The sequence below is a fragment of the Sphingobacterium tabacisoli genome (assembly GCF_017908035.1).
Taxonomy (GTDB): domain Bacteria; phylum Bacteroidota; class Bacteroidia; order Sphingobacteriales; family Sphingobacteriaceae; genus Sphingobacterium; species Sphingobacterium tabacisoli.
Map to the genome: position 1 here is coordinate 85,281 of NZ_JAEQMU010000011.1, position 14,148 is coordinate 99,428.

Annotated in this window: 13 protein-coding genes; 3 read left to right on the forward strand and 10 right to left on the reverse strand. The window is 38.9% G+C overall.

Annotated features, from left to right (window positions below):
* Window positions 1-45: 45 nt before the first annotated feature.
* Window positions 46-567, reverse strand: a complete 522-nt coding sequence (locus JKG64_RS23285; RefSeq protein WP_210356566.1) for a Sec-independent protein translocase subunit TatA/TatB — start codon at window positions 565-567, stop codon at window positions 46-48.
* A gap of 136 nt (window positions 568-703) precedes the next feature.
* Here JKG64_RS23285 and JKG64_RS22855 point away from each other — a divergent pair, with 136 nt between their 5' ends.
* Complete coding sequence (locus JKG64_RS22855; protein WP_210356567.1) at window positions 704-2,062, forward strand: MATE family efflux transporter; 1,359 nt, start codon at window positions 704-706, stop codon at window positions 2,060-2,062.
* 21 nt (window positions 2,063-2,083) lie between these two features.
* Here the strand turns inward: JKG64_RS22855 and JKG64_RS22860 are convergent, their stop codons facing one another.
* From JKG64_RS22860 to JKG64_RS22890, 7 genes are all read right to left on the reverse strand, one after another.
* Window positions 2,084-2,776, reverse strand: coding sequence for a sulfite exporter TauE/SafE family protein (locus JKG64_RS22860; RefSeq protein ID WP_202105071.1), 693 nt, complete (start codon window positions 2,774-2,776; stop codon window positions 2,084-2,086).
* Between the two features lie 9 nt (window positions 2,777-2,785).
* On the reverse strand, window positions 2,786-3,211 hold the full coding sequence (locus tag JKG64_RS22865) for a FixH family protein (RefSeq protein WP_210356568.1): 426 nt from the start codon (window positions 3,209-3,211) through the stop codon (window positions 2,786-2,788).
* A gap of 12 nt (window positions 3,212-3,223) precedes the next feature.
* Entirely contained in the window at window positions 3,224-4,615 is a 1,392-nt protein-coding gene (ccoG, locus tag JKG64_RS22870; protein WP_210356569.1) for a cytochrome c oxidase accessory protein CcoG, read from the reverse strand.
* A 29-nt stretch (window positions 4,616-4,644) separates the two neighbouring features.
* Window positions 4,645-5,547, reverse strand: a complete 903-nt coding sequence (locus JKG64_RS22875; protein ID WP_237249570.1) for a cbb3-type cytochrome c oxidase N-terminal domain-containing protein — start codon at window positions 5,545-5,547, stop codon at window positions 4,645-4,647.
* Window positions 5,544-5,744, reverse strand: a complete 201-nt coding sequence (locus JKG64_RS22880) for a hypothetical protein (protein ID WP_021071481.1) — start codon at window positions 5,742-5,744, stop codon at window positions 5,544-5,546. Before JKG64_RS22880 ends, JKG64_RS22875 begins: the two co-directional genes overlap by 4 nt.
* A 33-nt stretch (window positions 5,745-5,777) precedes the next feature.
* On the reverse strand, window positions 5,778-7,919 hold the full coding sequence (gene ccoN, locus JKG64_RS22885) for a cytochrome-c oxidase, cbb3-type subunit I (protein WP_210356570.1): 2,142 nt from the start codon (window positions 7,917-7,919) through the stop codon (window positions 5,778-5,780).
* 175 nt (window positions 7,920-8,094) lie between these two features.
* A complete protein-coding gene (locus tag JKG64_RS22890) occupies window positions 8,095-8,805 on the reverse strand; it encodes a lytic transglycosylase domain-containing protein (RefSeq protein ID WP_246512783.1) in 711 nt (236 codons plus the stop codon).
* A gap of 287 nt (window positions 8,806-9,092) precedes the next feature.
* Here JKG64_RS22890 and JKG64_RS22895 point away from each other — a divergent pair, with 287 nt between their 5' ends.
* Together JKG64_RS22895 and JKG64_RS22900 are read left to right on the forward strand one after the other, a co-directional pair.
* The gene (locus JKG64_RS22895; protein WP_210356572.1) at window positions 9,093-10,484 is read left to right on the forward strand and encodes a pseudouridine synthase; all 1,392 of its coding nucleotides are present in this window, start codon (window positions 9,093-9,095) and stop codon (window positions 10,482-10,484) included.
* A 96-nt stretch (window positions 10,485-10,580) separates the two neighbouring features.
* A complete protein-coding gene (locus tag JKG64_RS22900) occupies window positions 10,581-11,048 on the forward strand; it encodes a pyrophosphohydrolase domain-containing protein (protein ID WP_210356573.1) in 468 nt (155 codons plus the stop codon).
* Between the two features lie 25 nt (window positions 11,049-11,073).
* Here JKG64_RS22900 and JKG64_RS22905 read toward each other — a convergent pair whose 3' ends face one another.
* Together JKG64_RS22905 and JKG64_RS22910 are read right to left on the reverse strand one after the other, a co-directional pair.
* Window positions 11,074-12,609: a T9SS type B sorting domain-containing protein gene (locus tag JKG64_RS22905; RefSeq protein WP_210356574.1), complete on the reverse strand. Its 1,536-nt coding sequence runs from the start codon at window positions 12,607-12,609 to the stop codon at window positions 11,074-11,076.
* A gap of 379 nt (window positions 12,610-12,988) precedes the next feature.
* Window positions 12,989-13,936 (reverse strand): TIGR01212 family radical SAM protein, encoded by a 948-nt coding sequence (locus JKG64_RS22910; RefSeq protein WP_210356575.1) that lies wholly within the window; start codon window positions 13,934-13,936, stop codon window positions 12,989-12,991.
* Between the last annotated feature and the right edge of the window lie 212 nt (window positions 13,937-14,148).

Genomic DNA, 14,148 nt, shown 5'->3' on the forward strand with positions numbered 1-14,148 from the left:
GAACCTATGTTTCAACAGCTTTCCATATAATTAAAATGTGTGTTCTTAAGCTTGTCTTGAAGGAGAGTTTGTTGCTGAAGATTCTTCTTCGCCGTTTTTAGATTGTCCTTCTTTTGTTTCTACAGACTCTACCGTAGTATCTTCGCTGGAAACATGGTCATTGTAACCATACTTATAGTATTCGGTATCATCAACGAGATGACCACCAGGATTGTGCTGGTAAGTGTTCTCCGGAGCGGAAAACTGTGGAAATTTCTTTTCGCCCTCAGTTTCGGCAATAGTCTGATCTTCCGAAGAGCCTTCAGCTGTATTTACAACTGTATCTTCTGTCTTGGGAACATTTGTTTGAGGCTTATCTTCGACTGTAACATCTAAATCCTTTTCAAAATTATTGATTTGATCTGAAATCTCTCTTTTTATTCCCTCAGAAGCGTCTTTAAACTCACGAATACCTTTTCCTAGGCCTCTAGCTAACTCTGGTAATTTCTTTCCTCCGAATAATAATAGTATTACGATTACTATTAAAATCATCTCCTGCGTACCAATATTCAAAAATGCTAATGTCATAACGTTAAAACTTTAGAAAAGCTAAGGTAAGTGTATTATCTTTTTACATCAATAGCTAGTTGTAATTATTTAGACACATTCACCAGCATATTTTTCCCTTTAAACTTTTGTACCTTTGCAGACTAGTTCAAAAAATATGTTCCAAAATATAAAAAATAATCGCTCTTACTACCTAAGTACAATGGCATTAGCCGGTCCTGTTGTTATTTCTCAACTGGGACACACGCTGGTTCAGACTGCGGATACAATGATAGTTGGACATTTTGCTGGAACCATATCCCTTGCTGCTGTCTCTCTGACCCACTCTGTATTTATGGTGGTACTTGTTATAGGACTTGGCATTGCTTATGGACTGACTCCATTGATTGCACAGGAAAATGGAAAATCAAATAAAGAAGAATGTGGCAAACTACTATCCAATAGTTTTTGGATAAATATAGTTTCCGGTATTTTACTATTTTGTATTGTTTACTTTGGTTCTATGTTTGCGATGCAGCACGCAGACCAAGATCCAAAGGTGGTCAATGAAGCTAAACCTTATCTTCTCCTACTCAGTTTATCCATATTACCGTTGATGACGTTCAATACCTTCAAGCAATTTGCCGAGGGATTGGGTTTTACAAAACAAGCGATGCAGGTTACGATATGGGGAAATGTACTGAATGTTGTACTTGCCATTATATTAGTTAAAGGGATGTTTGGCTTCCCTCCTATGGGAATCCGTGGAGTGGGTATTGCTACACTTATCGATCGCATACTCATGATGTTGGTCATGATGTTCTATGTATTACGATCCAAACACTTTAAAAGTTATATCATTCATTTTAAGTTTTTCTCTGTGCAGAAAGCAAGGGTTACCTCAATTCTCAAAATAGGAACACCTGTCGCTATGCAGTATGTCTTTGAAATAGGGGCTTTTGCAGGTGCATCGCTCATCGCAGGAAAAATAGGTGCATTAGAACAGGCATCACACCAAGTGGCTATTACACTGGCATCAATGACCTATATGATGGCTAGTGGGGTCGCCGCGGCCGCTACGATCAAAGTGGGAAATAGTTTTGGGAATAGAAAATTTGTGAGGCTACAGAAATTCGCAAAGGTTTCCTACCATTTGGTTCTACTCTTTATGATATGTACCGCAATACTATTTGCGGTGTTCAATCAACAGCTACCGTACCTCATCAGTAAAGATGCAGATGTGATACAGCTGGCGGCACAGCTATTATTGGTTGCTGGACTTTTTCAGTTGTTTGACGGAACACAGGTGGTTGGACTTGGTATTTTGAGAGGTATGGGCGATGTCAATGTACCTACATTGATTACCTTTATCTCCTACTGGATCATCGGGCTTCCGGCAGGTTATTTCATGGGGATAGTATTGCAATGGGGAATTAAAGGTGTATGGTATGGGCTTACCCTTGGTCTATTAAGTTCTTCTATCTTACTTAATATGAGATATCGCTATATCGCTTCGCGCAAACTAGTAATCGCTTAGTAAGTTATATCCCGTAACTTATTAAGCACAATTAATGGCTCCCTCGATATACAACAACGGGCTGAGGTAGGGGATGTTGAGATTAGCTCCCCTCAAAATGAACCAGATTCCCATTAATAGGTAGAGTATAGGCATTATTGTAGCAAATCTAACTTTGACCATCTTTTTTGTCCACATCGAGGCAACAGAAAAAAGTAACATCAAAGGGAGGGTGCCTAAGCCAAATAAGAGCATAAATTGAAAACTTGCGCCAATACCATCTGCATTCATTGCTGAAACGAGGGCCATATACACCATACCACAAGGCAATAATCCATTCAGTATACCAGCGATAAAGGAACCTCCGGGTCTGTAAAGCCAACGTCCCATCATACGGGCAAAAGGTTGTATGGCACGAGTCTGAAACTGAGCCAAAGCAGCTGAATTTTTCGCAAAAATGTAGGATAACCCTATCAGCACTAAAATAACACCTGTTATCAAAGAAAAGAACTGTTGCCAGCCTTGGACAGAAGCGATATTGCCAATAAGGCCAAGTAAAAGCCCTAAGGCTCCATAGGTTAAAATACGTCCTATTTGGTATAAGAGCTTATTGAATGTCTGTAGCCATGAAATCCGTTGATTGCCTTGGATCGCTATAAGAAGTGGCCCACACATTACAGCACAGTGGATACTACCAAATAGTCCCATGAAAAACGCGAGATAGTAATAGGTCATATTAATCCACTATGGTATGAACAGAGACTGACTATCGAAATAAGCACGTGTGTTATGCTCCCATACAACCTCCAAGGTCCAATTGCCTTTGGAAAAAGTTGAAACAGGTAATCGAAAGGTATTTGATTGAGTATAAAAAGGGACTTTTAGATCTAAACTACCATCAGAAGGTCTTTTGAAATTAACTTCGCCTTTATTGATATCTCCTTTGAATACAATAGTGAGGGTATCCCCATCCAATTGTAACTTAGGTTTGACATCATCGTCTATCATATTTTGCTTTCGCTTGTAAACATCGTCATAAGCCAAGCTCTTCTCATAATAGTCTTCGTCGACAAGAGAATCGGTATCCTGCGACACCATGTAAATACCTGCTCCCATAATCAAGAGCATAAAGGTTCCTAAACCAACAACTATTCTCAATCCCCAGTTCATATCAACTATATTTTAAGACCCAGAAGGTGAAATAAATGTCGTTTTAAGATTTTCGACCACCTCTCCTTCCGAAACTACCTGTACGCGAACATCAGTTTTGTATTTTTCAAAAATCCCTTTTTCTCCGATCAAGAAGAAACTAATTTTTGCTGAGCCGTCTTTTGATAACTTACCGACATTGTTAACTAACTGAATAGCTAATTTACGATCTTCTGGAACCAGTTCAAAAGGTATTTCCTTTCCACTTTTATTAATCAGCTCTAAGGTATACAGATTACTGACGGTTCCGTCTTCCCGAATTTGGTAGGTACTACCTGTCGCACGTAACAAGGAACCACCTATTAATGAACGATTAAAAAGCATAAAACCAAAACCGGTCATCAAGAAGCATAATATAATAGCGTAGATGATATGTCGAACGCGGCTTTTCTTAAAGCCTTTCTTTCCTTCGATCTGACCCAATGAATAGAAACCAATCAATCGTTTTGGCTTATTGATTTTCTCCATTACAGCATCACATGCATCTATACAAGCGGTACAATTGACACATTCAAGCTGTATCCCATTTCGAATATCTATACCTGTAGGACAGACATGTACACATAAATTACAATCGATACAATCGCCTTTGTGCTCATCATTCTCTCCTTTACGCTGTTTGCCCCTAGGCTCACCACGCTCTTCGTTATAGGCCACAGTAAGACTTTGATCATCAAGAAGTACCCCCTGAAACCTACCATAAGGACAGATAGTCGTACATACAATCTCTCGCACGAATGCAAAGACAGCATAGAACAAAGAGGTAAAGATAATAATAGCAATCAATCCACCGATATGACTATCAATAGGATCAGTGATGATCTTAAGCAGTGCATCGATACCGATGATATACGACAGAAAAATATTCGATATAAGAAAAGAAATAGCTATAAAAATAGTGTGCTTCAGCATCTTTTTCCACGCACGTGCATCGGTATTGGGACCATTGTTCAGCTTTTTCTGTTGCGTCCAATCGCCTTCAATCCAATATTCAATACGTCTAAAGACCAATTCCATGAATATGGTCTGAGGACAGGTCCAACCACACCAGACACGTCCAAAAATTGCAGTAAAAAGAACAATCCCAACAAGGATAATCAACGTCCCGAAGACGAAGATATGCAGGTCTTGAGGGAAAAACATATTCCCGAATATCGAGAACTTCCGTTCGACTATGTTGAACATGACAAACGGATTGCCATTGATCTTGATAAAAGGAGCAGCGAATAGAAACAGTAGTAAACTATAGCCTACGTACTGTCGCGCATTATAAAAACTGCCCGATGGTTTTTTAGCGTATATCCAAGTTCTCTTCTTCCCTTTCGAAGGTAATACGGGTCCGTTGTCATTTACTACTGCTTCCATTGCTCCTAAAAATTAAACGATGTAAAAATCTATTTATTCACAGTTGAGTCAGCTGGAGTTTCTTCTGCATCAGCAGAAGCTCCTTCCGATTCGTAAGCTTTAACTTCAACTCCTTCCGGAGCTTTTGCATTGGCAGGATTGGTATCTCTCAGTGTTAAGATATAACTACTCACCTCAGCAATCTGTCCTGGTGTCAAAGTTTGCTCCCAAGGCACCATTCCTTTCTCAGGTACACCATACTTTACAGTTTTAAACACGTCTTTGATTTCTCCACCATGTATCCAAAATCTGTCTGCAAGGTTTGGTCCGATCCCTCCCTCACCTGCGGCACCATGACAGGCTACACAGTTTGCCGTAAATATTGCCTTACCAGCTGGTGCCATTGCAGGATCAAACTGTACAGAGCCCTCGTCGATCAAATTTGCAGCCTGTGCGAGGTATTCCTGCTTAGCTTTTTCAGCAACGGCTAATTCTTGGGCATATTCTTGGTCTTGGTTCAGTCCCCAGCCAAACACGTGGTAGACTAAGAGGTAAGCAAAACCAAATACAACAGTAGAGTAAAATAAGACGTTAAACCAAGTTGGAATCGGATTGTTCAACTCTTGAATACCATCGTATTCATGGTCAATAACCATATCCTTTTCTTCATCGATTGGACGAAGCTCTAACAGGTTGTTCCAGATTCTACCCCACTTACCTTTGCCATGAGCTTTGGCCAGTCGTTTTTGCGCTTCTTCTTCTCTAACTAGCTCTGGCATAGTCACACGAAGGATGGATTTCATCGCTTTATGTACAACCAGTGCAGAGAACAATAACGTAATCATTACTACGATTAATGCGACGATCAGGATATCGCTATATAGATCGACCGCCCCGAACTTCCATTGGGTAACACCTTCAACAGGTTCGGCTGCCATTAAAAATAAACTCATAATTTCAAATTATCTTCAGATGAACACTTGGTTTCCTTATCCGACTCATCAAATGGTATATCCTTCATATATTGGATGTAGTCCTTTTTCATAAAAAACAACATAATACCAACCAGTGCAAAGAAAACGATGAATATCCATAGCGATGTGATTAAATACATCTCATCACCATTTAAGTTTGTTATTTGCTTAAACATATCTCTTTAACTTAATTGAACAACATTCAGTTTCTAGTTTTCTGTTACCACTGCTTCTTCCGTGGTCTTCGGTTCAGCCTTAATATCTGTTCCAAGACGTTGCAAGTAAGCGATAAGCGCAATAATCTCACGATCAGATTTAATTTCTACCTGCGTAGAAGCTAAATCCTTGGCAATAGATTCTGCCTGTTTCTCCGCACTAGCAACAGCATTAGCAACATCCTCATTAGAATATGGAACTCCCAGAATCCGCATTGCGTTCATCTTAGCAACAAGCGTACTATTATCCAATTTTTGATCAATCAACCAAGGGTAAGGAGGCATAATACTTCCCGGTGAAGTAATAGTTGGATCCAACATATGATCAAAGTGCCACTTATTAGGATACTTACCACCTATACGATGTAAATCTGGTCCAGTACGTTTGGAGCCCCAAAGGAAAGGATGATCATATACAAATTCTCCTGCTTTACTATACTCACCATAACGAGCCGTCTCCGAACGGAAAGGACGTACCGTTTGTGTATGACAGTTTACACATCCCTCTTTGATATAAAGATCTCTTCCCTGAAGCTCTAAAGCGGTATAAGGCATAACACTCTTTATGGTCGGGATATTATCTTTGATCATAAATGTAGGCACCATCTCCACAATACCACCAATCAAAATAGCAACCAAAGCTACTACCATAAAAAGAACTGGTTTACGTTCTAACCTGCGGTGCGAAGAGCGCTCGCTAACGGTTACAGGAAGTAACGCTGGTGCTTCTGCAGGCTCATTTGCCATCAACTTACCAGACTTCATTGTCTTCACCAAGTTGTAGGTCATAAGGATAACCCCAGAAAGATATAATGCACCACCTAATGCACGCATCATGTGCATTGGAAGAATCTCTAAAGTAGTAGTCAGAAAGTTAGGGTATTTAAGAACGCCCTCTGGTGTAAATTCTTTCCACATCAAGCCTTGTACTACAGCAGCCCAATACATTGGTATCGCATAGAATAAGATACCTAAAGTACCTATCCAAAAGTGTACATTGGCCAATTTTTTAGAAAACAGCTCTGTTTTATAAATACGCGGTATCAACCAGTACAGGATTGCAAATGTCATAAATCCGTTCCATCCTAATGCACCAATATGTACGTGTGCAACAATCCAGTCTGTAAAGTGAGCAATAGCATTTACTTGTTTCAAGGATAACATTGGTCCTTCGAAAGTGGCCATCCCGTAACAGGTCAACGCAACCACCATAAATTTCAGGATAGGTTCTGCACGGACTTTATCCCAAGCTCCGCGAAGTGTCAATAAGCCGTTGATCATACCTCCCCAAGATGGTGCAATCAGCATGATAGAAAACACAACACCTAAAGATTGTACCCATGAAGGTAAAGACGTGTAAAGTAAATGGTGTGGTCCTGCCCAGATATAAATAAATATGAGCGACCAGAAGTGTAAAATACTAAGCTTATAGGAATAGACTGGTCTATTGGCCATCTTGGGCAAGAAATAATACATCATCCCCAAAAATGGAGTGGTCAAAAAGAATGCTACGGCATTGTGCCCGTACCACCATTGTACCAAAGCATCCTGCACGCCGGCATAAACATAATAACTCTTCCAGAAACCTACCGGCAACTGAATGGAGTTTACAATATGTAATACAGCAACAGTCACAAAAGTTGCAATGTAAAACCACACAGCAACGTACATGTGACGTTCTCGCCTTTTAATAATGGTACCAAACATATTAATACCAAAAGTCACCCAAATCACAGCAATCCCGATATCGACAGGCCACTCCATCTCCGCATACTCGTGTGAAGTCGTTAAGCCCAAAGGTAACGTTATAGCCGCTGCAACAATTATTAGTTGCCATCCCCAAAAATGAATCTTACTGAGTACATCACTAAACATCCTGGCTTTCAGAACCCGCTGTAGGGAATAATACACTCCCATAAAAATAGCGTTACCCACGAAAGCGAAAATGACCGCATTAGTGTGTACTGGACGCACACGACCGAAAGTGGTATACTGTGTCATAAAATTCAGCTCTGGCCATATCAGCTGCATTGCTATCAGTAAACCAACAGACATGCCGACGATACCCCAGACGATTGTAGCAATCCCGAAGTTGCGTACAATCTTGTTGTCGTAATTAAATTGCTCTAGCTGCATTACATTTCATATTTGATTTCGAGATAAATGTAAATACAAAAATTTGACATTCCAATGATATTAAACGGGAATAAAAGTGACTTTCGTCACTTTCTTAAATTTTTAAGTTCAACGCAAAAAAAAGGGACATATACGATATATGTCCCTTGATTTTTAACCTCTTAAATTTAGAATTTTAGATCCGATAGCCGTGTTTTACTGGATTTTCAATAACCTCTTTCACTGAAACCAACTTGTAAACATAGGATCCTGTCTCCGCATTTAGACGTAGTTTAAAGTAGTTACTTTCTTTCTGTCTGCGTATCGAAGCTCTTAAACTTCCCCCACCTACATTATAGGCCGCAGCCACCAGTGTCCAGTCCCCAAACTCCTCGTAAAGCGACTTCAAATAACGTGCGGCGGCATGGGTGGATTTTAAGAAATCTACTCGGTCATCGACCTGCGCATTGACGCGTAAGCCATACAGGCGCGCTGTAGCAGGCATAAATTGCCAATAGCCTCCGGCTCCCTTATGGGAAGTCACGCGGGGATCTAGTCCACTTTCCACCAATGGCACATACTTAAAATCTTCGGGGATACCATAAGACTTCAGAATAGCGGCAATTTGCGGAAGAAATTTGTCCGCTTGCTTATGCATCTGATAAGACTGTTGCTTCTTGAAAGAAAACTTGGAAAGGTATTTCCCTAGCTTTTGTTTCACAGAGGTGAGCTCCGTAGGAATACTTTCATTTGCGAAAGTAAGAGAATTGAAATAATCCTCTTCTGATACTGATGTTAAACTTGCCTTCTCATGCTTCAATTTCTCAGCATGCTCTAACATCAACTTTTTAAACGGATTTTCAAAAGAATCCGGTTGTGGATTTGAATACAATCTCGATAAAACCATTATCGAAAAAATTGCACTAATACATAATACTTTTTTTCTAATCATTCACTCCCTTAATGCTACCCTATCCACGACAACTGTCGATCAAAAAATAGCTTGGTCCATTTATGAAGCGCCAAAGATATAAACTATTAGACTAAAAAACAAACACTTATAAAACCGTTATTCTAAGCAAAGTTCAAAAATCAAGCTCTAACACTCTTTAAACAAAGAAAATTGAATGTAAAAAAAAATCTATATTTAGGTTATTTTAAGTACCTTTGTACCTCTATTTTTATTTAAAAATTATGCCATTCAAAAATCAAAGGAACAGTCGGGATGACAACTCCAGAAAGCAAAGAAGCAACTCAGAAAACTTCAAATCCAAAGGGGGATCTGGAAGAAAAAGTACAAATACTAGAGGCGAAAGCTTTGGTAAATCCTCTTTTTCAAAAGACAACAGAGAAGAAAAATCTTCATTTGGAAAATCCAATTTTGGCAAAAGCAGATCAGAAGAAGGTCGCTCTTTCAATAAAGGTCCCTTCTCAAAAAACAGATCAGAAGAGGGCAGCTCTTTCAACAAAGGTTCATTCTCAAGAAACAGATCGGAAGAAGGTCGCTCTTTTAATAAAGGTTCATTCTCAAGAAACAGATCAGAAGAGGGTAGCTCTTTTAATAAAGGTTCATTCTCAAGAAACAGATCAGAAAACGATAGAAGTTTCAACAAGCCGTCTTTCTCTAAAGACAGATTTGAAGACCGCAAATCAACAGGAAGACCTTCTAAATTCAATAAACCAAGCTCCTCTACATTTGATCGTTCAAAAGATGGTGAGTCTAAAGAAAATAGAAACTTTGGCTCAGGTAGAAAACGCACATTCAATGATGAGTATCAAGAACAGAAAGATAATAATGACTTCAAATACTCTGATAAACATAAATTCAAACCAGCTCGCAAACCAGCGAATCATGAAGTAGAAGATGATGGCCTAATCCGTCTTAATCGTTATATCTCGAACTCAGGAATCTGTTCAAGGAGGAAAGCTGATGAATTAATCAGTGCTGGAGTAATCACTGTAAACGGTGAAGCCGTTACGGAATTAGGCACTAAGGTAGATCCTGCAAAAGACGAAATCCGCTACAATAACGAACGTCTAAAACGTGAGAAAATGGTTTATGTGTTATTAAACAAACCAAAAGACTATATCACAACAACGGACGATCCCCAAGAACGCCGTACCGTTATGGAGCTTGTCTCTAAAGCTACTAAGGAAAGAATATATCCTGTCGGTCGCTTAGATAGAAATACAACAGGTTTATTATTGATGACCAACGATGGTAACCTGGCCGATAAACTGTCCCATCCTAAAAACAATATCACTAAAATCTATCAGATCGAACTTAACAAAAGTCTGACTCAAGGAGATTTCAACAAAATCGAATTCGGTCTAGAGTTGGAAGATGGTTTTATCAAACCAGATGACTTAAGTTACGTACAAGGAGCTTCAAAACGTGAAATTGGAATACAAATTCATTCTGGGAAAAATAGAATTGTACGTCGTATCTTTGAATCATTGGGATACGAGGTTATAAAACTGGATCGTGTTGTATATGCAGGTTTAACGAAAAAAGACTTACCAAGAGGTCGTTGGAGATATCTGGAAGAACGTGAGCTTATTCAATTAAAACACTTGATAAAATAGAATTAAAGTCCCGAATAAATCGGGACTTTAGTTTTTTATGAAGGCTATAGAATACGGTTAAAGATTAGTATTTTTATAAATTAATTAAAGACAAAAATGACAGACCCTAAAACTCTTACTTCCGTTGCTGAGTTTCACAAAACTTTTCAACATCCTATACTAGATACTCCTCAGATCCCTTCAGAAAGCAGATGCAAATTAAGGGTCTCCCTGATTGAAGAAGAATTAAAAGAACTCGAAGAAGCTATTCAAGCTAAGGATCTTGTTGAGATTGCTGATGCACTTTGTGATATACAATATGTACTATCAGGAGCTATCCTAGAATTCGGACTAAAAGACAAATTCAACACACTATTTGAAGAGGTGCAACGCTCTAATATGAGTAAAGCATGCAAAAATGAAGAAGAAGCGATTGCTACACAAGCACATTATAAGGAAAAAGGGGTCGATTCGTATTATAAAGAAGTAGATGGTAAGTTTCTCGTTTTCCGAGAAGGCGACCATAAAACGCTCAAGTCTATCAATTACTCTCCTGCAGACTTAAAGTCTATCCTAGAGAAATAAAAAAAAGCGACTATTTGTCGCTTTTTTATTTTGTTAATAGAATCCAGCCTTTTTGGTTAACAACATCACCTGTGTGCCGTTTTGCTTTCATCACATAATAATATGTTCCCCCACTTAGTCCGGCACCATCCCAACTATTATCATAAGAACTATTGTGATAGAGACGATCCCCCCAACGATTGACAATAGTGAGTTCTAAACTCATAAACTGCTCTTCTGAAACAAAAACCAATTTGTCATTATATCCATCTCCGTTTGGCGTCACCACATTACTCAGCGTAAAAATTCCCTCTCCCTCTACCGCGATATAAACTGTACTCCTAGAAACAAGGCCAAACTCATCTACCACCTCATAGACAAAAAGATCGGAACCGATAAAACCCGCAGTTGGCTGGTATTCAACCTCGCCTGTAGATGACAAAGTAACCGTTCCATTAATAGGTTGTTCGACTATTTGCGTCTTTTCTACAAGCAATTTACCATCCCCCCCTTTGTCATTTGCCAATATCGAAATCAGAGCAGATTGTCCCCTCTTCACAGTCATATAATCATCCGCAGACTGCGGTCCATTTCTCACTTTTCCGAACTTTGAAAAATAACTCTTAGCGACTCCACCATACATACTCGCAAGGTTCTTGATACTATGATGTTCATTACCTAGATAATCCGTTGTTGCCAACAGCCATTCCTTCGCATCCGAATACTGAAAAATCTCCATATCCTGGCTTCTAACTAATCCAGACTCATCTTTCTTACTATGTTCAAAAACATAGGTAGTACGGACATTATGATCAGCATATACTCCCCAAATTCGATTAACCCCACCATCTTTTTTAGTAAAAGACAAACTTTTATCATTCACTGAGCTAGTCATTAAACTTACAAACAACTCCGCCTCCACTTTTGGAGTTAGAATGACTGGGCTATAATCTCCTTCCTTCAGCCCTATCGCAAATGTATAGGTTGTATTCCCGGGTATCTTCTTCGAATAAATAGAGCTAGACGAATTACCAGAAATAACCATTCGTGTTGGAGAGAAGTTTTCCAACACGGCTTCTACATCAAGCCTAAGACGATTCCCACGTAATTCGATACAAGCACCATCTTCCATCAAACCAATGTTTCTCCTAGTATAAAAATTAGCAGAAGTAGATTCTATTCCTTTCAAAAAACTATGTTGTAAATTAGTTAGGATTAAATTTCCAGTATTAAACAGTTCAATACGAAGACTAAGCATGGCGTTTGCATTTCCATCAATCCACGTGGGCGTCTGCATACCCCCCTTATCACTATTGGTAGGAGGCATAATAAGCATTTTTCCCGTGCCCTCTAAGCGCGCGGAAGGAGCAAAAATAATATAAGAAGATTTTACTTCAAGAATACCAAATACCGACAACTCGGCATTTGGACCAAAAATCAGCGTGTCCGAATCAATAATAAAAGCTTCACTTTCGCTTATCTCCCGAATTTCATCAAGGATAAAAACGTTTTTGTCAACAGCTTGGCAGAATGCATTGAGCGAAATCCCCATTGTTAACACAAAAAAAGATAACCACTTCATAATTTCGATATGCTTTACGATGAAACAAAAAACAATTAATCATCACATACCAATGTAAAACATCTAGAATTCCGTTAACTAGAGGAATACAATCCTTAAAGAATAGCTATTAACATATAGCCCAAAACATTAGCCCGAATAAACAGGGCACCGTAACGCTAAGCAAATTCTGTAACTAGCTAATGAACGAACAAAATTAGATGTTAGAATAACTTTACTCAAGGGAGAAAAGCTACTCTGTTTTTCATAAGTATTACACAAAGAAAGAAAATAAAAAGCAGAAAATTATAAAGAATAGAAAATAAATTTCGCTTACATCTTGAACAGATGTAATTCAACCTAGATAATGGTGAAAATAAGTTTTAAAAAACGGCACTTTCTACACAAGATACATAGCCCCTTGTTTAACACCTCTACTTTCTAAACCTTTATCTATGTAGGTTTGGATCTTAGATTTTGGGAAACCCCAATTTGGAGCAATTAACAACTCCTTATCCGCTATACCGAAGACACGTTGGATGATAATATCTGGTCTCAAAAGAGGAATAAATCTGGCTAAAAAATCAGTATAATCCTCGATACCGAACAACTTAAAGGGCTCTTTATTAAATTTTGCCCCCATAATAGATCCCTTAACAATATGTAAGTGATGAAGCTTGACAAACTTAATGTGAGGTTGTCTATTAATCTCATCAGCATACTTCAACATCATCTCTTCTGTCTCCCAAGGAAAACCAAAAATAGTATGTACGCAGAGTTCAAGTTTAGTCCCTTCAAGCAACTTCATAGTACTTAAAAATTCGCCATGTGAACACCCCCTATTAATACGTTCTAAGGTATCATCGTAAATCGACTCCATCCCCATCTCCAAATCCACATCCAATCGATCGGTATAAGACTCCAATAACTGGATCTTCTCAAAATCCAAACAATCGGGTCGTGTTCCAACAGAGAGGCCAACCGTGTTCTCAGGATCTATACTTAAAGCCTCATCGTACATCATCTTCAACAAATGTGTCGGGGCATAAGTATTCGTATTCGGTTGAAAATAAATAATAAATTTTTCAGCAGCATAGCTATTACGCGCACGCTCAATTCCATTTTCTACTTGCTCTCTGATACTAGGAATCTTTCTTGCTGTATCTGGCGTAAAAGAATCAACATTACAATAGGTACAACCACCATAACCTTTGCTACCATCCCTATTCGGACAAGTAAAATTTCCATCCACGATAACTTTAAAGACGCGTTGTCCATTATACTTCTCTTTTAAATATGCTCCGTAGTGATTGTAAGGCTTAACGCCATTATCTAATAATGTACCCATTGTGAATGCAAAGATAGATATTAGATGCGAGAAATAAGGTCATAGAAATGAGATATTCGCTAACTCCATAAGCCAGTACCTCTGGAAAGTACGCACAAAACAAAAGCCCCTCCAGTTTCCTGAAGGGGCTTCGTATTAAAAAAGGCACCGACCTACTCTCCCACCTGTTACGGCAATACCATCGGCTCTGGCGGGCTTGACTTCTCTGTTCG